This is a genomic window from Kitasatospora sp. Xyl93 (assembly GCF_055383135.1).
In genome coordinates this window covers 2606769-2627317 of sequence record NZ_AP029185.1, presented here as the reverse complement: position 1 = coordinate 2627317, position 20549 = coordinate 2606769, and the positions used below count along the sequence as shown (strand labels likewise).

Sequence of the window (20549 nt, the reverse complement as noted above, 5' to 3'; positions counted from 1 at the left end):
CCGCGCGCCGTTCACGCCCCGGCCCGCGCTCCTTCGCGCGCGGCACCCCCCGCGTGTCGGGGGCGCGGCGTACCGTGAGGGGCATATGGACGACACCACGCACCGCCTCGCCGCCCCGCTCCCGTACGACCACGCCGCCGAGGCCCGCTGGGTCCCCGAACCAGACAAACGCCCGGGCCGCACGGCCTTCCAGCGCGACCGCGCCCGGGTGCTGCACTCGGCCGCGCTGCGCCGGCTGGCCGGCACCACCCAGGTGGTCGCCCCGATGCGCAGTGACTTCCCCCGCACCCGGCTCACCCACTCCCTCGAATGCGCCCAGGTGGGGCGGGAGTTGGGCGCGGCCCTGGGCTGCGACCCGGACCTCGTGGAGACCGCCTGCCTGGCCCACGACATCGGCCACCCGCCGTTCGGCCACACCGGCGAGGAGGCGCTCGACCAGGCCGCCGAGGCCTGCGGCGGCTTCGAGGGCAACGCCCAGTCGCTGCGCATCCTCACCCGGCTCGAACCCAAGCGCTTCGCGCCCCAGGACGAGCAGCCCGCCGCCCGGCTCGCCCCCTGGCCCGGCCGCAGCGTCGGCCTCAACCTGAGCCGGGCCGCCCTGGACGCCGCCACCAAGTACCCGTGGAGCAAGGGCGCCCACCCCACCGACCCGGCCTCGCCCAAGTACGGCGTCTACGCCGACGACCTGTCGGTCTTCCGCTGGCTGCGGGCCGGCTCCCCGGCCGGGCGCAAGTGCTTCGAGGCCACCGTGATGGACTGGTCCGACGACGTGGCCTACTCCACCCACGACGTCGAGGACGGCCTCCAGGCGGGCCACATCGACCCGGCCGCCCTGCGCGCCCCCGGCGAGCGCGCCGAGCTCTTCGAGGTCGCCGAGCGCTACGCCCCGGACGCCGGGCCGGAGGAGCTCGCCGCCGCCCTGGACCGGCTGCTCGCCCAGGAGTGGTGGCCCCGCTCCTACGACGGCACCGCCCGCGCCCGGGCCGGGCTCAAGGACCTCACCAGCCAGCTGATCGGCCGCTTCTGCCTGGCCGCCGAGCAGGCCACCCGCGCCCGCTACGGCCCCGGCCGGCTCACCCGCTACGCCGCCGAGCTGGTGGTGCCGAGGCACGTCCGGCTGGAGTGCACGGTGCTCAAGGCGGTCGCCGTCCGCTACGTGATGCAGCGCGACGAGCAGGCCCAGCTGCGGGCCCGCCAGCGGATCGTGATCGCCGAGCTGGCGTACGTCCTCACCCAGCGCGCCCCCGAGGGGCTGGACCCGGTGTTCGCCGCCATGTACCGCGAGGCCGAGGACGACCGCGCCGCGCTCCGCACGGTCGTCGACCAGATCGCCACCCTCACGGACGCCTCGGCCCTCGCCCTGCACGCCCGACTCGTCGGCGCCGCCTGGGCGTGACCGCCCCCGCCGGCCCGGGCGGTTGAGCCGGCCCCGTGGGCCGTGCCAGCCGGGAAGCGCGGCCGCCCCAGTAGACTTCCGGGGTGGCCGGGCGGATCAGGGACGAAGACGTACAGGCGGTGCGCAGCGCACTGCCGATCGACGCGGTGGTCGGCGACTACGTACAGCTGACCAACGGTGGCGGCGGCGAGTACAAGGGCGTCTGCCCCTTCCACGACGAGAAGTCCGCCTCCTTCTACGTGAACCCCGCCAAGGGCGTCTTCCACTGCTTCGGCTGCCAGGAGAACGGCGACACCATCGCCTTCCTGATGAAGATCGAGCACTTCACCTTCGCCGAGGCCGTCGAGCGGATGGCCGCCCAGGCCGGCATCACCCTGCGCTACGAGGAGGGCGGCTACAGCCCCCGCCACCAGCAGGGCGAGCGCACCCGGCTGGTCGAGGCGCACAAGGTGGCTGCCGCCTGGTACCAGGAGCAGCTGGCCTCGCCGGAGGCGGAGATCGGCCGCCGCTTCCTGGCCGAGCGCGGCTTCGACGAGGAGGCCGCCAGGACCTTCGGCGTCGGCTACGCCCCCGCCGGGTGGGAGCACCTGGTCCGCTACCTGCGCGGCAAGGGCTTCACCGACAAGGAGATCCTGCTGGGCGGCCTCGCCTCGCAGGGCCAGCGCGGCGGCCTGATCGACCGCTTCCGGGGTCGGCTGGTCTGGCCGATCCGGGACATCGCCGGCGAGGTGGTCGGCTTCGGCGCCCGCCGCCTGCGCGAGGACGACAACGGCCCGAAGTACCTCAACACCCCCGAGACGCCGATCTACAAGAAGTCCCACGTGCTGTACGGCATCGACCTGGCGAAGAAGGAGATCGCCAAGTCGGGCCGCGCGGTGGTGGTCGAGGGCTACACCGACGTGATGGCCTGCCACCTGGCCGGGGTCACCTCGGCGGTGGCCACCTGCGGCACCGCCTTCGCCGAGGACCACATCAAGATCATCCGCCGGCTGCTGATGGACACCTCGCAGTACCGGGGCGAGACCGTCTTCACCTTCGACGGCGACGCGGCCGGCCAGAAGGCCGCCCTGCGCGCCTTCGAGGACGACCAGAAGTTCGCCGCCAAGACCTCCATCGCGGTCAGCCCGGGCGGCATGGACCCGTGCGAGCTGCGCCTGGCCCAGGGCGACGAGGCGGTCAAGCACCTGATCGACAACCCGGTCCCGCTGTTCGAGTTCGCGCTGAACTCGGTGGTGGCCCGGCACCGGGTGGACACCCCGGAGGGGCGTTCGGCGGCGCTGGAGGAGGCGGCCCCGATCGTCGCCAAGATCAAGGACCGCTCGATCCAGCACGAGTACGCCGTCCGGCTGGCCGGCATGCTCGGCATCCTGGACGAGCAGTTCGTCGTCCGCCGGATTTCCCAGCTGGCCCGCTGGGACCGCGAGCGCCAGCAGAACCCGCGCGGTGCGGCCGCCCAGCGCCGCCCCGAGCCGGCCCAGCCGCAGCGCCCCGCGCGGCCCGCCTTCCGGCTCAACCCGCGCGACCCGGCCCAGTTCGTCGAGCGGGAACTGCTCAAGCTGGCGCTCCAGCACCCGGACCTGGTCAGCCCGGCCTTCGACCACTACGGCGACGACGAGTTCCCGACGCCGCCGTACACCGCGGTGCGGCAAGCCGTCGCCAAGGCCGGCGGCGCCGCGTACGGGGCGACCCTGCCCGACTTCACCAGCGCGGTGCGCGAGGCGGCCCCGGACGACCAGGTGCGCTCGCTGGTCACCGAGCTGACCGTCGAGCCGGTGCGCTCGCGCCGCAAGGCGGACGCGGTCTACGCGGGGGAGTTCCTGGTCAAGCTGCGCCTGCTGGCGGTGGACCGGCGGATCACCGAGGTCCGCGGCTACCTCCAGCGGCTCGGCCCCCGGGTCGAGGCCGAGCAGCTGCACGCGGTGCAGACCGAGCTGTGGCAGCTCCAGCAGTACGGGCAGCAGCTGCGCAGCCGGGGCGCGGCGGCGCTGTAGCCTCCGCTGCGGCACCGTCGCAGGACCTGCACACAGAAAATCGGCGCACGAGTCTCGGCCACGGAGTGTGGCGTACCGCACACTGGAGGCCGCCCACCTCCGTACAGCGCGGGTCCGCCAGAGTCGCGCCCGCCCCGAGGGGATGCCCGTGGACCAAGGCCTCGTCTCAGCGACCACCACCAGCAGGGGAGCGAGCCCCGCCGAACCGGCCGACGGCCGGGAGCAGGGCCCCGGGGAGCAGGAGACCCACCACGACCGGGCCGGGGCGGTGCTCCCGGACGGTGCCCGGGTTCCCGCCCAGGGCCTGCCGGAGGGCCACCCGGACAGCCTCGACCCGGACCCGGACCCCGACGTCCAGCTCGGGGCCGAGGACCCGGAGGAGCGCCGCGGCCCCGTGGACGACACCGGGCCGACCGCCGACCTGCTGCGCCAGTACCTGCGGGAGATCGGCCGGATCCGGCTGCTCACCGCCGAGGAGGAGGTCGAGCTGGCCCGGCGGGTGGAGGCGGGCGTCTTCGCCGAGGAGCGGCTGAACACCGACCCGCCGCCGCCCGACCCGCTGGCCGGCGAGCTGGACGCCCTGGTGGTGCGGGGCCGGATCGCCAAGCGCCGGCTGATCGAGGCGAACCTGCGGCTGGTGGTCTCGGTGGCCAAGCGCTACGTCGGCCGCGGGCTGACCCTGCTGGACCTGGTCCAGGAGGGCAACCTGGGCCTGATCCGGGCAGTGGAGAAGTTCGACTACACCCGCGGCTTCAAGTTCTCCACGTACGCGACCTGGTGGATCCGGCAGGCGATGAGCCGGGCGCTGGCCGACCAGGCCCGGACGATCCGGGTGCCGGTGCACGTGGTCGAGCTGATCAACCGGGTGGTCCGGGCGAAGCGCTCCCTGCTCCAGGAACGCGGCCAGGAGCCGACGGCGGCCGAGATCGCCGTCGCCCTGGAGCTGACCGAGGAGCGGGTGCGCGAGCTGCTCCGGCTGGCCCAGGAGCCGATCTCGCTGCACACCCCGGTCGGCGAGGAGGAGGACGTCGCGCTGGGGGACCTGATCGAGGACGCCGACGCCGCCTCGCCGGCCGAGTCCGCGACCTTCCTGCTGCTGCGCCAGCACCTGGAGGCCGTCCTGGCCACGCTGGGGGAGCGGGAGCGCCAGGTGGTCCAGCTCCGCTACGGGCTGGACGACGGCCGTCCGCGCACCCTGGAGGAGATCGGCGCGGTGTTCGGCGTGACGCGGGAGCGGATCCGCCAGATCGAGTCGAAGACCCTGGTCAAGCTCCGCGACCACGCCTACGCCGAGCAGCTGCGCGGCTACCTCGACTGACCGGTGACCGGTGACCGGTGCTAGGACGTGGACGCGGACGGCGACGGGGACGGGGACGGACCCGCGGAGCCCGTCGGCGCCGCGGGGTCGACCGGAGCCGCCGGAGCCGCCGGGTCGGCCGGAGCGGGATCGGCCGGAGCCGGCGGTTCGGCCGGGGTGGCCGGGACCGGGGTGGTGGGCGCCCCCGCGCCGGTGCCCGGCGGGGGCGAGGCGGGCCCGATCGGGATCGGGGTGGAGGCCACCACCATGGCCAGGTCGGAGACCACCGCGGTGCAGTCGTGGCCGGCCGGCTGGTAGCCGCAGACCTGGAAGGCGACGGTCGGGTCCGCCGCGTTCAGCATCGGCGAGTAGTTGTCGTAGCCCCAGTGGATGAGCGCCGTCTCGCTGTCGCCCGTGTTGTCGCTGATCGTCGCGTAGTCCTTGGGCTCGCCCTCGGTGATGGCCGCCCAGGCGGCCTGGCAGGTCCGGCTGTACCGGAGGTAGACGACCACCTTGCCGATCACCTGGGTCTGCAGGGTCCGGGCGTCCTTGCCGCAGCCGGTGGTCTTCGGGTCCTTGTGGGCGCAGCCGACGGCCCGGCAGGCCGGGGAGGTGGGGCCGGGTTTGGCGCTGGGGGAGACGCCGGCCGTGGCGGCGGCCTGGTCGGCCGCCGCGGCCTGCCCGTCGTGCCGGCTGATCCGCAGGCCCACCAGCACCAGCAGCAGCGCCAGCACGGCCGCCCCGGAGGCCAGTGCCACCGGGCGCCGCGACCAGCGGACGGCGGCGGGCCCGGGCTCCTGCCCGGTCACCGGCGCGTCGGTGACGGCGGGCTCCGGAACGGGCGGCTCCTCGCCGGAGGCGCTCTCCTCCCCGGCAGCGGGCTCCGCGGGGCTCGCGGGCTCCCCGGCAGCGGGCTCGGCCGGGCCCGCGGGCTCGCCGGCGGCGGTCGGCCGCTTCACCGCCTCACCGGGGGCGGCGGCCGTCGCCTGCCGCCACAGCGCCCGCAGTGCGGCCCCGTCGCACTCGACCGCCCCGACCAGTGCCTCCAGCGCCTGCTCGGTGACGATCCGTTTGCCGTTCAGCCAGCGCTCCCAGGAGGCCCGGCTGTAGTGCGTCCGGGCGGCCAGGTCGGACAGCGAGAGCCCGGCGGTGTCCTTGACGGCCCGGAGCTCCTCCGCCAGGCGTCTGGCGGGTTCGGACAGCTCCTCGGGCAGCTGCTTCCAGGCGGAACCCAATGGGGCGCTCCAATTGAGGGAAACGGGAGGGGGACGGATGAGCGGCAGGGCCCCGGCCCGGGCCGCTCGGCGTCTCCAACCCGATCGGCCTGGCGTCCCAAACCCCAGGTCATGGCGCTGAGACGGACGGAAGTGTCTCACAACCCCCGGAGGCGCTCGAACAATCCCGTGGTCATCGTGCAGAGTTCTCTGGCCGGTGCGGTCCACCCGACGGTGGAACCGTTCGGACGCCGATCGATCACCCGTCGTCGGACCGCACCCGCTCCCGGCCCCCCACCGGTCCGGGGCAGCCTCGCGGGGGGAGGCTGCCCCGGACCGTCCGGGACGCTCCGGCCGGGAGGGCGCTTCACTGCGCCCTCCCGGTCGTGAGGTTTCCCCGGGCGGACGGTCAGTGGTGGAAGCCCGGGCGGGCCGGCACCCCGAGCCGCCTGAGCGGGACGGGCTGGCGCCGCAGCTCCGGCAGCAGCCGCTCGAGGTCGCCCAGCAGCAGGTCGGCGAGGTCCCGGGAGAAGCCGTTGCGGCAGACCACCCGGAGCACCGACAGGTCCTCCCGGTTCGCCGGGAAGGTGTACGCGGGCACCTGCCAGCCGCGCTCGCGCAGCCGCCGGGACACGTCGAACACGTCGAACGGGAGGTCCCCCTCGGTGGTGAAGGCGAACACCGGGACCTGGTCGCCCCTCGTCAGCAGCCGGAAGCCGTCCAGTGCCCCGATCCGTCCGGCCAGGTGGGTGGCGACCTCGCGGCAGGCGCCCTGGACGGCCCGGAAGCCCTTCCGGCCGAGCCGCAGGAAGACGAAGTACTGGGCCACCACCTCGGCGCCGGGCCGGGAGAAGTTGAGCGCGAAGGTCGGCATCTCGCCGCCCAGGTAGTCGACCCGGAAGACCAGTTCCTCCGGCAGCGCCTCCTGGTCGCGCCAGAGCGCCCAGCCCACGCCCGGGTACACCAGGCCGTACTTGTGGCCGGAGGTGTTGATCGAGGCCACCCGGGGCAGCCGGAAGTCCCAGACCAGTCCGGGGTCGAGGAAGGGCGCCACCATGCCGCCGGAGGCGCCGTCCACGTGCACCGGGACGTCGGTGCCGGTGCGCTCCTGGAAGGCATCCAGCGCCGCGCAGATCTCCGCGACCGGCTCGTAGGAGCCGTCGAAGGTGGAGCCGAGCACGCCGACCACACCGATGGTGTTCTCGTCGCACAGCGCGACCGCCCGCTCGGCGTCCAGGTGGAAGCGGGTGCCCTCCATCGGCGCGGTACGCGCCTCGACCTCCCAGAAGTTGCAGAACTTCTCCCAGCAGACCTGCACGTTGACGCCCATCACCAGGTTGGGCCGGGCCCCGGCGGCGTAGCGGTCGGCGTTGCGGCGCGTCCAGCGGCGCTTGAGCGCCATGCCGGCCAGCATGCAGGCCTCGCTGGAGCCGGTGGTGGAGCAGCCGACCGCGCGGTCCGGGTCGGGGGCGTGCCAGAGGTCGGCGAGGATCGCCACGCAGCGCCGCTCCAGTTCGGCGGTCTGCGGGTACTCGTCCTTGTCGATCATGTTCTTGTCGAGGCACTCGGTCATCAGCCGGGTGGCCTGCGCCTCCATCGAGGTGGTGACGAAGGTCGCCAGGTTGAGCTTCGCGTTGCCGTCCAGCATCAGCTCGTCGTGGATCAGCTGGTACGCGGTGTCGGCCGCGACCGGGCGGTCGCCGAGCCGGTGCAGCGGCGGGGCCAGCTCCATCGCGCCCAGCGGGTCGGCGACGGTCGGGTACGGGCCGGTGCTCAGCCGGCGGTCGCCGCCGGCCCCCTTGTGCAGCGCCATGGCGTCCTGCCGCCCTTCGCGTCGGTGGCCGTGTCCCGACCCACGCTGCCACCGGGTGCCGGGCGACGCATCCGCGCGGTCCGTCGCCCCCGACGGGGCGTCCGTCGCCCCGGACCGGGGGTCAGGCCGCCGCCTCCGGGTGGATCTGGTCGCGGGCGGCCCGGTACTGCTGACGCACCGCCGAGCCGATCGCCAGGTCCTGTTCCCCGTCGGGCTCCACGGTCTCGGCGTCCGGCAGCTCCCACTCCGGGGGCTCCGGGGTGCCCGCCAGCGCCCAGGCGGCCTGCCGGGCGGCCCCGCGGGCGGCGTGCGCGCCGGGCGGCGGCACCACGACCGGGACGCCGAACAGCATCGGGGCGACGTGCCGGACGGCGGGCAGCCGCCCGGCCGTGCCGAGCAGGAACACCCGCTTCACCGGCACGCCCTGGGCGCGCAGTACGTCGAGGGCGTCGGCGATGTTGCACAGCATGCCCTCGACGGCGGCCCGGGCCAGGTGCTGAGGGGTCATCGCCTCGGCCCGCAGGCCCGTCAGGGTGCCGGCCGCGTGCGGCAGCGCGGGGGTGCGCTCGCCGTCCAGGTAGGGCAGCAGCACCAGGCCGTAGGAGCCGGGGGAGGAGTGCAGGGCGAGGTCGCTCAGGCCGTCCAGGTCCCGGCCGAGCAGGTCGGCGGTGGAGCGCAGCACCTGGGCGGCGTTGAGGGTGGCGACCATCGGCAGGTGCCGGCCGCTGGCGTCGGCGAAGGAGGAGACCAGGCCGGAGGCGTCCACCACGGCCTCCTCGTGCACCGCGAAGATCGTCCCGGCGCTGCCGAGGGAGACCACCGCGTCGCCCGGGCCGAGGCCCAGGCCCAGCGCGGCGGCCATGTTGTCCCCGGTGCCGGCCGAGATCAGCAGGCCCTCGGGGGTGTGCCCGGCGGGCTCGGCCGGGGGCAGGACGTCGGGCAGCCTGAGCTCGTGGCCGAGTGCCAGCTCGACCAGGTCCTGCCGGTACTCGCCGGTGATCGGCGACCAGTAGCCGGTGCCGGAGGCGTCGCCGCGGTCGGTGGTGCGGCGCTTGGGGTGGCCGAGCAGCTGCCAGACCAGCCAGTCGTGCGGCAGCAGCACCTCGGCGACCCGGCGGGCGTTGGCCGGCTCGAACTCGGCCAGCCAGCGCAGCTTGGCGATGGTGTACGTGGGGGCGGGCACGGCGCCGATCGCGGCGGTCCAGGCGGCCCGGCCGCCGAGGGCGTCCAGCAGCTTGGCGGCGGCGCCGCTGGAGCGCGGGTCGTTCCACAGGATCGCCGGGCGGACCTGCACCCCGCCCGCGTCCAGGCCGATCATCCCGTGCTGCTGGGCGCTGACCCCGATCGCCCGGACGCCCTCCAGCAGGCCGCCGGTCGCGGCGTCGCCGAGCGAGTGCAGCCAGACCTGCGGATCGGCCTCGCCCGGGCGCAGGTCCTGGTCCTCGGGGACGGGGTGCGGCGCCTTGCCGGAGCGCAGGACGGCGCCGGTGTCGGCGTCGCACGCGACGATCCGCGTGCGGTTGGTCGAGCTGTCTATCCCCGCGACGATGGCCATGCCGAGATCATGCCTCAGCCCGGCCCGGGACGCGTCCGGGCCGGGTGAGCCGTTGCCGGTTCGCGACACCGGGCCGGGCCCCGCTCGGCCCTGGTGTCACCCTCCCGTCAGGGGCGGAAGGTGCCCCAGCCGTCGTCCTCCGTCCGGGAGCGGTTGAAGTACGGCACCCGGTCCGTGACGGCGCTCGGCAGCCGGTCGCCGACCCGGTCGGCGACCGCGCCGGCGGCCTTCCCGGCCACCGCCCCGGCCTGCTGCCGGGCCCGGTCGGTCGCGCCCTGGACCGCGGGGTTCCGGGCGATCTGCCGGGTGACCTTGGCGATCTGTTCGTAGCGCCGGTGCCCGGCCCGCGAGCCCAGGACGTAGCCGGCCGCGAAACCCGCGGCCAACGACAGCTTCCACATGGTCGGATCCACCCTCTCCTGGCGGCTTCTGCCGCATTGCCCTACCCGTCCGTCGGGACGGCGAACCGTCCGTGCCCCAGCATCCCCGGCCCCGTCGCCGGGCGCGCGCGGGGCACGCCGGGCGGCGGCCCGGCGGCAACCGGGGAAAGCGATTGGCGGACCACCCCCCCGAGTGCGCTAATGTATGTCCCGCAGCGAGCGCCGAGGAGCCCGGGAAACCGGGGGCCGGAGCGGAAGCCGATCCCCCATAGCTCAATTGGCAGAGCAGCCGACTGTTAATCGGCAGGTTATTGGTTCGAGTCCAATTGGGGGAGCTCGGGATAAGGCCCTTCGGGGCTCGACTCCCGTCCGTGGTGCGGAAGTTCAGTACCGCGATCCCGCATAGCTCAATTGGCAGAGCAGCCGGCTGTTAACCGGCAGGTTATTGGTTCGAGTCCAATTGCGGGAGCTGCATCGGGTCCGCCCGGTGACTGCTCAGAGCGAAGGCCCCTCGGTCGACCGGGGGGCCTTCGTGTTGTCGTCGCCCGGCTCCGGGGCGTGACGTACGCGACACCGCCCGGCGGCCCGCCCGGCTGCCCCGCCCGGCGCCCGGCCGGCTGCCGGGTCAGGCGGTCGCCCTCCGGTAGAGGTCGGCGACCCGCTGGTCGAAGGTGATGCTGTACGAGGTGCCGGGGGTGCTCCCGCCCTCCTGGTAGCCGCCGATCACGCCGACCACCGCGCCGTCCCCGGCGATCCACGGGCTGCCGCTGGTGCCGTCGGTGTAGCCGCCGCAGTCGAAGCGCTCCTGGGTGGCGCTCTGCGAGCGGGTCCGGGCCGCGCAGGTGATCGGCTCGTCGCTCTCGTTCGGGTAGCCGGTGACCGAGACGGACAGCCCGAAGCCCTGGCCGGTGCCGATCGGGTTGCCGCCGACCGCGTCCTCGACCTGCCGGCCGTCGACGCTGCCCACGGTGACGAACGCCACGTCGTACTCCGGGTCGTCGCCGGCCGCCCAGCGCGGGTCGACGGTGATCGCCTGCACCGGCCAAGTCCCGTACGGGGTCGACCCGTTGCGGTAGCCGGGGGTGAACACCAGGCCGTCCAGCAGGCCGATCCGCCGGGACTGCACGCAGTGCGCCGCGGTGACCAGCAGGTTGCGCCGGGGGCTGCGCACCACGCTCGCGGTGCAGGCCCGCGGGCCCTGCGCGGTGTGGACGGAGAGGGTGCCGATCCGGTCCCGGGCGGGGCTCCGCTGCGCGACCTCGGCCGTGGGCGCCCCGTCCTGCCCGCCGCACCCGGTGCCGACGGCCAGCAGCAGGGCGGCCAGCGCGACCGTCCGCGCCGTGCGCGCGGGCCGTGCCGGGCGGGAGTCCATCGGGGCTCCGTCTCGTTCCTCGGGGCGGGCACCGGGGCCGTGCGTTCCGCCGTTCGTGAGGAAGATCTACCAGGCCGTGCCCGGCGGCGCCACCACCGGGTGCCCGCCCGCCGTCCGGTCAGCCGGTGGCGCGGTCGTACAGCGCCTGGACGCGGTCGCCGAAGTAGCTGCTGTACGAGGCGTCCGGGCTCTCGCCGCCCTCCTGGTAGCCGCCGATCACGCCGACCACGGTGCCGGTCCTGGTGGCCGGGTCGAAGTCGGTGACCCAGGGGCTGCCGCTGGTGCCGCCGGTGTAGTCGGGGCAGTCGATCCGCAGCTGGGTGGGGCTCTGCCGGGCGGTGGTGTTGGAGCAGGTGATCGGGACGCCGCTGCTGCTCGGGTAGCCGGTGACCTTCACCGGGAGGCGGTAGCCCCGGTTGACGCCCAGTCGGTTGGCGCCGAGCACCTGTTGGACCTGCCGGCCGTTCTGCGCCTGGACGACCGCGAAGGCGACGTCCAGGTCCGGGTCGGCGTGGTCGTTCCAGCCGTCGTCCACGGTGACGGCCAGCAGCGGCCAGACGCCGCTGGGGGTCTCGCCGTCCCGGTAGCCGGGGACGAAGACCAGGTCGGCGCGCCGGCCGAGCCCCGGGTCCCAGACGCAGTGGGCGGCGGTGACGACGAGGTTGAGCCCGGCGCTGTCGACCACGCTGGCGGTGCAGAAGTGGTCGCCGTCGGCGGTGCGCGTGAACACCGCGCCGACCAGGCCGTTGAGCACGGTGGGCTTGGCGGTGCGGGTGACCCCGGTGTGCCGGCCGGCCGCGGCCTTGAGCCGCTGCCGGTTCCAGCCGTGGCCGTCGACCGGGGCGGCGGCCGTGGGCGGTGCCGAGCTGACGGTCGGGGCGCCGCCGACCGGTCCCGCCGCGGTGGTGCAGCCCGCCGCGGCCAGCACCAGGGCCAACGCCGCGGCCGCCGCCCCCGTCCCACGTGTCGTCATCCGCCCAGGCTGCCCCGAACGGGTGCCCCGCCGCCACCCGGGTTGCGCCGCCGGGGGGTGCGCACCGTCGCGCACCCAGGTGCGCCCCCGGCGCGCACCACGGGTGATCGACCGGCTATGCTGCCCGGGACGGCCTCGCTGGGGCCGTCTGCTGCTGCCGTGCCGACGACCGGCGCGTGCGGCGAACCGGGGCGGTAGCTCAGCCGGTTAGAGCAGGGGACTCATAATCCCTTGGTCGTGGGTTCGAGTCCCACCCGCCCCACCTCCGGCCCATCCAAGCCGTTGTGCCAATAGGGGTCCTGACCAGCGGAAAAGCTGGCTTCTGCGAGTGGAACTGTAGGGCATGGGGCAGGCTGTCAGCCTGGTGCCACGCCGAGATTCACCCGCCAGTGGACATTGAGTGGACATGGTGCGGGTGGGCGCACTTGCGCTGGTTCAGGCGGGGCTAGCGGGCTACCACTGCAAGCAAGGCGGCGCTGACAGCGAGCGTCGTGCCAAACGCGGCTCCGCCGCGGAGCACGGCGGCCGCCGGCGTGGCCCCTTCGAGCGTGCGGAGCCACGCGGCGCACACGCCGGCGAGCAGCGCCACCAACGCGGTGATGACGAGCAGCAGAGTGAGCACGATGCCGTGCAGCTGGGATGTCATGGATGCCCTTCCGAAGCGAACGGTTGCTATGTCCATCGTTGAGGCGGGCGACGCCCACAGACCGCCAGTTCGTGCAATGCTTGGCGAAATTGGGCATGGCTGGGGAGGGCCGTGGCGAACGAAGACGCTCTGGATGCGCTGGGAAGCGAGCTGGATCGGATGCGTGCCGGCGCGGGCCTCAGCGTGACGCAGTTGGCTAAAGCCTCTGGCCTCTCCCGGAACACGGTCAGCGCGGCGCTCAACGCGCAGGCAGGCAGGAAGCCTCCTTCGACTGACACGCTCACGAAGATCGTCCGCGCCTGCGGGGGAGATCTTGAGCGAGCTCTCCTTCTGCACCGCGCGGCGAAGTTCCACCGGAGAGGTGGCGTGAACCAGGCCGTGGCGTTGCCGGTGCAGTCTCAATGGATCACGACTTCTGATGCCTCGGAACCCCTGGAGCGGTTCTTCAACCCCCTGAGGCAGGAGAACCTCGTTCGAAGCGTCAGCTGGGCCTTGAGGAGCACCGAGCCGATCCGATTGGACGACCACAGGCTGCGCCCCCGCCGGTTCCCGCCAGGCGGAGGTCTCTACGCGCTCTACTACGCGGGAGATCATGAGGCCTATGCCCAAGCGGCCTCGGAAGGCTGCGAGACCCCACTCTACGTCGGCTCGGGGAGCAGGGGTGCTCACCCACATGAGTATGGGCTTTGGAGGGATCTGAGGAATAAGGTCCGGCTGATCGATGACAGCGAGAACCTTGCCGTCGCAGACTTCCGAGTCCGGTTCCTCCTAGTTGAAGATATTTTTGTGCGACCTGCGCGTGAACTATTGATTCGCGATCACATGCCGCTCTGGAACGTCACGCTGACCGGCTTTACCAGCAGGTCCTTCAGCGGAGACCTCAGGGGCAGGTTCCTGCCCTGGCATGGTCTGCACAACCCGGAGCGGGTGAACGCAGTGGACGCGCTGACGGAGAGGACGTGGCGCGAAGTTCGAGAGCACTTCCAACGGTTCGGTGCTGGATGGCGAGAGCCGGAGGCCTGGGTCGACAACGCGGCCCGCTGGGGTGATCTGTCTGTGGTGGAAGGCCAGTAGCAAGCCTTCCACCACTTGTCATCCCTCTACGTTGCCGTGAGCTCGCTGGCTTTGGCGGCTTTCTTCTCGCGAGCCCGGCGCAGCGCGGCGAGCCGCCCGCCGCTGCTCGGGGCGGGAACCGGTGCCAGAGTCGGCACGGTGGCCGACGTGGGGTGCGGGCCGGACTGTGCCAGGACGGAGGCAGGGGCCTCGGTCCGTTCGGGTTGGGTGGCCTCCTCCTCCGTGGCGGGTTCGAGGGTGGGGCGGCCGGCGCGGGGGACGACAGCGAGGGCGGCTGCGGCCTGCGCCTTCTTGGCCTCCTCGAAGACGGTGGTGTAGGTGTCCATGGTGATCTGGATGCCGGAGTGGCCGAGCTGCTCGGAGATGTCCTTGGGCTCGGCGCCGCTCGCGTGGGCGATGCAGGCAGCGCCGTGACGCAGCCCGTGGAGGGTGACGGGCGGCAGGTCGGCGTCCTCGACCATCTTCTTGAACCGGTAGGTGAGGTGGTCGGGGTGGTAGCCCTCCCCGTTCTCCTTGGTGAAGAAGAAGCCGGTCTCTACCCAGGCGGCTCCGGCCTTCTCGCGCATCTTGGCGCGTCGTTCCATGCGGTCGGCGAAAAGCCGGGCGGTCTCAGGGTCGAGATCGATGATGCGTTCGGAGTCGGCCTTGGGGGTGGTTCCGAACAGCTTCTTGGCGACGTAGACGACCTGCTGGCTGATCGTGACCTGCATCTCGTCGAGGTCGATCTCGGAGATGGGTAGGGCGCAGGCTTCGCCGCGGCGGGGGCCTCGGATGGCCATGAAGTGGAAGAGGTCGAACAGCTCGTCGTCGACGTAGGCGTCGAGGAACTGGCCGAGGAGTGACGGGGTCCACACCATGACCTTGCCGGGGACCACGCCGGTCTCGCGCCACCGGGCGACGCGGGCAGGGGTCCACAGCAGCGGCTTGGGGGCCTTGGCCTTCGGCAGGCGTACGAGGTGCGCCCAGTTCTTGGTGACTTCCTCGGCGCGGAGGGCGTCTTCGAGGGCGCTGGAGAGGGTGGCCCGGATCCGGTGCTGGGTGGTGATGCCGGTGACGCGCCGAACCTTCTTGCGTTCGACGGCGAGCAGCTCGCGGGCCTCGTGCCAGGCCGCGCGAAGGATCGGCCGGTCTTCGGGGGAGGCGTCGCGCCACGCCTGCTTCTTCTGCTGGCAGGCGGCCGCCAGGACGGAGACGTACTCGCGGTGGACTTCGATCTCGGTGTTGCGGTCCACGATCGATGCGAACATCGCTTCGATGTGGTGCTTGCGGAGCTCCTTGCGGTCCAGGTGCCCGATGTACGGGTTGATGTGGAGCGTCATGTGCTCCGTGTACTTCGCCGCGGTGGACACCGCGAGGTCCTGCTTGCTGATGATCCACCGCTCAAGAAACTGGGCGACGGTCTCCCGCACACCGACGTCGAGGCCGGCCTGGTGCTGGTCCCAGACCTTCTTGCACTCCGTCGAGGCTTCGGTCTGCGTGCGGAAGCCGCCCAGGCGTACGCGCTTGCGGACGCCATCGGCGGCGGCCGGCAGCTCGATATAGAAGCTCCAGGTGCCGTGGTCTCGCTTCTCCAGGTCGGGGCAGCCGGTACCGAGGTAGCCGATCTTCTGCACCCCGTCCTCGTCGACGACCGGCTGGCCCTTCAGCTTGCCCCGCCGGTGCACGAGTGGCCCCTTGCACATGCACCGCTTGTACGTCCGAGCGTCGAACATGTCCGGGCCTTCCCCTTTCAGCCGGTGGCGCTTCGAAGCGAATAGCTACATAGAGCAACACGAATGTGTGTTCTATTTTGCCTCATTCTTGACCAGCTGTACACGCAACAAGCCTTCTGAGCTTGAGTTTTGGGGAATCCCACGTCCCCTTCGCTCGCCTTGCTCACGCCTACCGCCCCGTCTGTGCGGGGCGCTATCCTTGACGCTCTGGCGTCATCTGCACCTGTTCTTATCGGGCGGGTACGCTGGGCACAGGTTGGCGCGGGGGAGAAACGCGACGACTCAAAATGAAGATCGACAAGACCGACGAGCCCGGTCGGGGCATGACCCTGGAGCAGGTGCTCGGCCTGCCGGTCACCATCAACGTGGTGACCGCGGCGAAGGCGCTGGGCGTGGGCCCCAATACGGCGTACGCGGCGATCCGGGACGAGACCTTCCCGCTGGACATGATCAGCGTCGGGGGCTCGAAGAGGGTCCTCACGGCGTCGCTGTGGAGGCATCTCCAGATCGATGGCCTTGTTGCAGCTTGATACGTGCAACGTGATGGAGACTCGTGGACGAGTCTCCATCACGTTGAGGGTGTCCAGGACGGGAAGGGGCGCAGAGTGGCGGCAAGGACCTTCGGGTTCACCGGCGACAAGAGCGCGCTGGTGGAAGACGAAGCGCAGGCCCTGAGGGAGGCCGTTCAGCGCCGGATCGATGGGAGTACCCGCGCCGGCGTCGCCGCCTACCTGAGCTCCCGCGGCGTCGTCGGCACGCTCGGCTCCCCGTTCACCGGACAGACCGTCGCCAGGCTCTTCCGCAACCCGACGATCGCCGGGCTCAAGGTCAGTCCGGACGGCGAGCTCGTTGATGCCGGGCACCCGGGAGCCATCACCCCAGAGCAGTTCGCGCAGCTCCAGGCCATGGATGTGGCTGAGGCCGAGAAGCGCGAGGCCAGCCGGAAGGCCAACCCCCAGCCCGACTACGACTACGCCTTCAGCGGCAACGACCTCGTCGTGTGCGGCCTGTGCGGAGCCAACCACCAGGGCCTGCGCACCAACTCCGGGAACCCCGGCTACTGCTGCTCGGCCGGGCCCCGCGCCGACCGGCCCGGAGACTGCGGGAAGGTCCGGATCTCCGCGCAGGTCCTGGAAGACCACCTCGGCGAAGAGATCGTTGCCCGGCTGTTGGAGCCCGGCACCCAGAAAGCCCTGGAGGCCGCGCGGACCGAGGTGGAGAAGGAGGTCGCCGCCGCCAGGGCGGAGTTGGCCGCGGTCACCCAGGGTCTCGACAGTCTCGCCGACATGGTGCTGCGCCACGAGATCACGGCCACCAGCGCCGCCAAGGCGCGCCAGAGCGGCGTCCAGGAGCAGAAGGTCCTGCGTCGCCGGATCCGCCTTCTGGAACGAGCGGCGGCCACTCCGGTGAGCGGCAGCATCAAGCAGCTCGTCGACTGGTGGAACTCGGCGCCCACGGAGGCCAAGGCCGGGCTGGCGAAGCTCATGCTGCACCGAGTCGACGTCCACCCCGGTGGCCAAGGAGTCCGCACGCTCCGACCGGGACGCGTCGTGCTGTGGTGGCGGGACAACCCGGCGCCGCCGCCCATCCGTCGCGTCCCTTAGCCGCCGTCCCCTGCTGGTCACCTGCGGGGCAGCGCGCGAGGAGTGGAAGAGACCGCGATCCCGGAGAACAGGCTCAGGGCGAACAGCCCGGCGGCGGACGAGCTGAGCGCATCCTGAAGGCCAGGGCTCCACATGGTGCCAGCTGCCTGCGTGACCGCGACGAATACTCCTTCGGTGGCGCCCCACACCGCGCAGGCCGCGCCGCCAAGGGCGATCAAGGCTTGGCCGGTGCCGAAGACGCGGCGGCCCGCCCGCAAGTTGTAGAGGGCCAGGGGAGCGCAGTCCCGGGCGATGGAGGCCCCGACCAGCGCCCAGTACGCGTCGATGATCAGCAGGTAGGCAGCTACTCCACTGTTGTCCGCGTAGGTATTGATGAGCTTCAGGCCGCTGCTGTCGGCCAGCGCGAACACGGCGGCGGCCGCGACCGTGGTGGCGCCCGCCACGCCGAGCCGGACGCTGAGCGCCGAGGCTCGCGCCTCACGGGGGTGTGTCCAGGCCACCAGCAAGACACGGATCGCGACCAGGGAGAGAACTCCGCACAGGTGCGCGAGCAGCATGTGGAGGTTGCCGACGCCGGAGGCCGAGTCGATGCCGGCCGAGATGCCGGGCAGGGTGAACAGAAGAGCGAACAGGCCGGCACCTGCAGAGGTGGCGCGGCTCCAGCGGGCCAGTGAGTGCGTGCTGTGCAGCGTCATCCGGATCATGACGGCGGCGGTGACGCATAGCGCGACCAGGGCGGCGCCCAGCAGCAGGGCTGCGATGTGCACGGTGGTGGTACTCGTTTCGGGTTGCCGCCGCGGCGGGCGGCGGGCGGCGGGTAGCAGAAGCGGGGCGGGGCCTAGCTGTTCAGGAACAGCTCTGTTTCCCGGAAGCTCGCCTCGGCGGCCTCGGCACGGGAAAGGCGCCCACGGCGGCGCGTCTTGGTCGCGGTGTCCAGACCGCGTGCTTCGCGCAAAGCGCGGGCGGCTTGGAGAAGCGCGTCGGCGCCGCTGTCTCCGAGCTCGGCGACTAGGCGCAGGGCCTCGCGGGCGGCCGGGTGCTCGTAGTAGACCTCCAGCGAGGTCAGATCGTGCTCTCCCGGCATCAGGTACGGAGGCGGACAGTCGAACGCGTGGGCCAGCCCCAAGAGCGTCTTCAAGGGGGGGTTGGTCTTCGTGCCGGAAAGCGTGGCGTGAATCACGGTGTGATCCAGTGCTGGCTTTCCGGCTTCGTCGGCTGTACGGGACGCAAGGTCACGAGTAGTGGGTGGCTTGTCGCCGTCCCTGGTGAGTCTTGCGCGTAGGTACTTGAGCTTGCCTGCGAGGCTCCATAGCCCGTCGGCCTTATCGGCTGGCGTGATCATTGGAGTCCCCCTGTTGTACGCGCCACAAAAGAAATCTTGTTGGCGATCGGCAACAGGTACGGTACATGCCGGTGGCGCCCGGAATCCAAAGGATCTTCCTTTGACAGTTTGTTGATCTCGGTGCAAGCTGTGGCCGCCGGTCGCGCCATTCGACCAGGTCGGCGGCCTGAGGATCCGCAGTGAACGGCACCGTGGATCGGGTCGCACAGGCTCGCTGTCGAGCCCGCGCGCTGGCATGAGGGGACTTTCCGATGGCGATCAGCTGTGAAGGCGTACTGCGCGTGCTCGCGGAGCGGCGCCGGGCCGGCCTGACCGCCGAGGCCGAGTGCGATAGCCCCATCTCTGGGCGGGAAGCCGTCAGTGCCCTTATTCTCCTCGCAGATTCCGGACGAATCGATCTTCGAGATTTCGGGCAGTCGCCGACGGGCCGCTCCGATGGCACCGAAGGTGACTTTCCCGACTGAGGGCCGTACCGCCTGGATGCGGGCTTATCTCTACCCTGGAGGGCCTGGCTGAAACTGCCTCAAATTATTCTTCGCCGAGATTGCGCCCCGCCATGAATGAGTATAGAATCTAAACATGAAGGGCGGGGAGCGCCCCGGAAACCTCGATGGGAGCTACACCATGGCGAAGACGCTGAAGATGACCCAGATCCACCCGAACCCGAAGCAGCCCCGCGAGTACTTCGACGAGGAGAAGATGGCCGAACTCCGCGGCTCCGTGGAGGAGTTCGGAGTCATGACGCCGATCGAGGTCCGCCGGCGCCCTCAGGGCGGCTACGAGATCGTCATGGGCGAGCGCCGCTACCGCGCCAACATGGAGGTCGGCAACACGACCATCCGGGCGGAGATCGTCGACACCGCCTCCGACATCAAGGCCTTCCGGCGCTCGATGGCGGAGAACCTCGGGCGCGCCGACATGACCCCGCTGGAGGAGGCGTCGGGATTCCGGCGAATCCTCGACGAGGACCGGAACGAGGACGGCGGCGAGCTCACCGAGGCGGACGTCGCCAAGGCCTTCGGCAAGACCCCCCGCTTCGTCAAGATGCGCCTGCAGCTGCTCAGCCTGATCCCCTCCGTCCGGCACCACCTGACCCACGGCCATATCGGAGTCGCCGCCGCGCACCGCATCTCCGAGCTGAAGCCGGAGAACCAGGAGGCCGTCATCAAGAAGTGGGCGAACGGCGGCGACGACGGCCAGGCGATGGACGAGAACGAACTGCTCCACTTCGCCCACCAGGTCCGCGAGCAGGAGCGCCAGCCTGGCATGTTCGACGTCGAGGAGCTGACCGAGGACGAGAAGGTCGAGCGAACCGCCGCCCGGCGAGCCACCCGCAACAAGCTGGACCAGATCGAGCGGGTCCGCGAACTCCTGGATGGGCTCGCCAAGACCCCGGTCGAGGAGCTGGCCGTGGCCCTGGAGGGCCAGATCGTTGCCCGCCTGGACCAGCTGGAGCGCACCGCCAAGAGCCTCCAGGACGCCAAGTTCCAGATCCGGCAGGCCAAGGCCCACGCCGACGCCCGCCAGATCGTGGCCTCCAGCGCGGCCGTGGCCCCCACTCTCTCCGAGACGCCCGACGAGGACGGCAACGCCAGTCTGGGCAACCCCGACGCCCTGCTTGAGGCCGAGTTCGCCGACATGCTCGCCGAGATCATCGCCGAGGACGCCGGCACGGCCCAGGGCGCCGACGCCTCGGTGCCCGTCGCCGCCTGACCCGGACGACCCACGAGGCCCCGCCGGGGGGCACGGGCAGAAGGCCCAACCCGCCGCCTCCGACCCCGGGGCCCGCCGCCGCGCGGCCCGCACCCGCTACAAATGACTCGCACCACCCCGCGCACGAAAGGTACGGATCATGCCCCGCCCCGACTGGCTCCAGATGCCCCCCGCCGCCTGGTACGGCACCGGCAGGCAGGATGCGCTGTTCGATCCCCCCGGTCACGACCCGGACAGCGACGCCTTCGGGACGACGCCCTTCGAAGGCTGCACGGCCCAGGAGCTGAAGGGGGAGGCGAGTCCGGCCGAGCGCCCTTCCGCACATCCATGACTTGTATGGGCACTCATCGATGATACGGTCAGCATGTCGTCGGAACCTGGGGGTCCGGCCCCACCCGGACCCACCCCCGACGCATGCGCCGTGACACCCCTCTCACGGTCCTAGCAGGCGGCACTCCCCCCGCGCC

Annotated in this window: 19 protein-coding genes and 3 tRNA genes; 12 read left to right on the top strand and 10 right to left on the bottom strand. The window is 72.0% G+C overall.

The features are described 5' to 3' along the window. The first annotated feature begins 85 nt into the window (after window positions 1-85). The 3 genes from ACZ5GH_RS11630 (at window position 86) to ACZ5GH_RS11620 (ending at window position 4705) form a co-directional block, all read left to right on the top strand. Window positions 86-1396, top strand: coding sequence for a deoxyguanosinetriphosphate triphosphohydrolase (locus ACZ5GH_RS11630; protein ID WP_464334206.1), 1311 nt, complete (start codon window positions 86-88; stop codon window positions 1394-1396). A gap of 83 nt (window positions 1397-1479) precedes the next feature. Next, window positions 1480-3387, top strand: a complete 1908-nt coding sequence (gene dnaG, locus ACZ5GH_RS11625; RefSeq protein ID WP_464334205.1) for a DNA primase — start codon at window positions 1480-1482, stop codon at window positions 3385-3387. A 268-nt stretch (window positions 3388-3655) separates the two neighbouring features. Further along, window positions 3656-4705 carry an RNA polymerase sigma factor gene (locus ACZ5GH_RS11620; RefSeq protein WP_464336815.1) on the top strand — a complete coding sequence of 350 codons (1050 nt, stop codon included), beginning with the start codon at window positions 3656-3658 and terminating at the stop codon, window positions 4703-4705. A gap of 20 nt (window positions 4706-4725) precedes the next feature. Here ACZ5GH_RS11620 and ACZ5GH_RS11615 read toward each other — a convergent pair whose 3' ends face one another. The 4 genes from ACZ5GH_RS11615 to ACZ5GH_RS11600 all read right to left on the bottom strand — a co-directional run bounded on the left by ACZ5GH_RS11615 (window position 4726) and on the right by ACZ5GH_RS11600 (window position 9679). Continuing rightward, the gene (locus tag ACZ5GH_RS11615) at window positions 4726-5919 is read right to left on the bottom strand and encodes a helix-turn-helix domain-containing protein (protein ID WP_464334204.1); all 1194 of its coding nucleotides are present in this window, start codon (window positions 5917-5919) and stop codon (window positions 4726-4728) included. A gap of 388 nt (window positions 5920-6307) precedes the next feature. Beyond that, window positions 6308-7711, bottom strand: coding sequence for a glutamate decarboxylase (locus ACZ5GH_RS11610; RefSeq protein ID WP_387748405.1), 1404 nt, complete (start codon window positions 7709-7711; stop codon window positions 6308-6310). A 121-nt stretch (window positions 7712-7832) separates the two neighbouring features. Then, entirely contained in the window at window positions 7833-9266 is a 1434-nt protein-coding gene (locus ACZ5GH_RS11605) for an FGGY family carbohydrate kinase (RefSeq protein ID WP_464334203.1), read from the bottom strand. A 107-nt stretch (window positions 9267-9373) separates the two neighbouring features. Further along, complete coding sequence (locus ACZ5GH_RS11600; RefSeq protein WP_464334202.1) at window positions 9374-9679, bottom strand: hypothetical protein; 306 nt, start codon at window positions 9677-9679, stop codon at window positions 9374-9376. Between the two features lie 229 nt (window positions 9680-9908). Here ACZ5GH_RS11600 and ACZ5GH_RS11595 point away from each other — a divergent pair. Continuing rightward, window positions 9909-9981, top strand: a tRNA-Asn gene (locus tag ACZ5GH_RS11595). A gap of 61 nt (window positions 9982-10042) precedes the next feature. After that, window positions 10043-10115, top strand: a tRNA-Asn gene (locus ACZ5GH_RS11590). 156 nt (window positions 10116-10271) lie between these two features. Here the strand turns inward: ACZ5GH_RS11590 and ACZ5GH_RS11585 are convergent. Continuing rightward, entirely contained in the window at window positions 10272-11018 is a 747-nt protein-coding gene (locus tag ACZ5GH_RS11585; RefSeq protein ID WP_387748409.1) for a trypsin-like serine peptidase, read from the bottom strand. A gap of 118 nt (window positions 11019-11136) precedes the next feature. After that, complete coding sequence (locus tag ACZ5GH_RS11580) at window positions 11137-11991, bottom strand: trypsin-like serine peptidase (protein WP_464334201.1); 855 nt, start codon at window positions 11989-11991, stop codon at window positions 11137-11139. Between the two features lie 188 nt (window positions 11992-12179). On the opposite strand from ACZ5GH_RS11580, the gene ACZ5GH_RS11575 reads away from it, so the two are divergent. After that, window positions 12180-12253, top strand: a tRNA-Ile gene (locus tag ACZ5GH_RS11575). A gap of 183 nt (window positions 12254-12436) precedes the next feature. Here ACZ5GH_RS11575 and ACZ5GH_RS11570 read toward each other — a convergent pair. Continuing rightward, entirely contained in the window at window positions 12437-12637 is a 201-nt protein-coding gene (locus ACZ5GH_RS11570; RefSeq protein WP_464334200.1) for a hypothetical protein, read from the bottom strand. A 111-nt stretch (window positions 12638-12748) separates the two neighbouring features. On the opposite strand from ACZ5GH_RS11570, the gene ACZ5GH_RS11565 reads away from it, so the two are divergent. Continuing rightward, entirely contained in the window at window positions 12749-13711 is a 963-nt protein-coding gene (locus ACZ5GH_RS11565) for an Eco29kI family restriction endonuclease (RefSeq protein ID WP_464334199.1), read from the top strand. Window positions 13712-13737: 26 nt separating this feature from the next. Here ACZ5GH_RS11565 and ACZ5GH_RS11560 read toward each other — a convergent pair whose 3' ends face one another. Further along, window positions 13738-15393 (bottom strand): site-specific integrase, encoded by a 1656-nt coding sequence (locus ACZ5GH_RS11560; protein ID WP_464334198.1) that lies wholly within the window; start codon window positions 15391-15393, stop codon window positions 13738-13740. Between the two features lie 317 nt (window positions 15394-15710). On the opposite strand from ACZ5GH_RS11560, the gene ACZ5GH_RS11555 reads away from it, so the two are divergent. After that, window positions 15711-15953, top strand: coding sequence for a DNA-binding protein (locus tag ACZ5GH_RS11555; RefSeq protein WP_464334197.1), 243 nt, complete (start codon window positions 15711-15713; stop codon window positions 15951-15953). A gap of 75 nt (window positions 15954-16028) precedes the next feature. Further along, window positions 16029-17027: a recombinase family protein gene (locus ACZ5GH_RS11550; protein WP_464334196.1), complete on the top strand. Its 999-nt coding sequence runs from the start codon at window positions 16029-16031 to the stop codon at window positions 17025-17027. Window positions 17028-17044: 17 nt separating this feature from the next. On the opposite strand, the gene ACZ5GH_RS11545 is transcribed toward ACZ5GH_RS11550, so the two are convergent. Together ACZ5GH_RS11545 and ACZ5GH_RS11540 are read right to left on the bottom strand one after the other, a co-directional pair. Then, window positions 17045-17794 carry a hypothetical protein gene (locus tag ACZ5GH_RS11545; protein WP_464334195.1) on the bottom strand — a complete coding sequence of 250 codons (750 nt, stop codon included), beginning with the start codon at window positions 17792-17794 and terminating at the stop codon, window positions 17045-17047. 71 nt (window positions 17795-17865) lie between these two features. Beyond that, window positions 17866-18369, bottom strand: a complete 504-nt coding sequence (locus ACZ5GH_RS11540) for a hypothetical protein (protein WP_464334194.1) — start codon at window positions 18367-18369, stop codon at window positions 17866-17868. A gap of 251 nt (window positions 18370-18620) precedes the next feature. Here ACZ5GH_RS11540 and ACZ5GH_RS11535 point away from each other — a divergent pair, with 251 nt between their 5' ends. The 3 genes from ACZ5GH_RS11535 to ACZ5GH_RS11525 all read left to right on the top strand — a co-directional run bounded on the left by ACZ5GH_RS11535 (window position 18621) and on the right by ACZ5GH_RS11525 (window position 20413). Further along, entirely contained in the window at window positions 18621-18833 is a 213-nt protein-coding gene (locus tag ACZ5GH_RS11535; RefSeq protein ID WP_464334193.1) for a hypothetical protein, read from the top strand. A 160-nt stretch (window positions 18834-18993) separates the two neighbouring features. Beyond that, the gene (locus ACZ5GH_RS11530; protein WP_464334192.1) at window positions 18994-20082 is read left to right on the top strand and encodes a ParB/RepB/Spo0J family partition protein; all 1089 of its coding nucleotides are present in this window, start codon (window positions 18994-18996) and stop codon (window positions 20080-20082) included. Between the two features lie 139 nt (window positions 20083-20221). Beyond that, window positions 20222-20413, top strand: a complete 192-nt coding sequence (locus ACZ5GH_RS11525) for a hypothetical protein (protein ID WP_464334191.1) — start codon at window positions 20222-20224, stop codon at window positions 20411-20413. Window positions 20414-20549 lie beyond the last annotated feature (136 nt).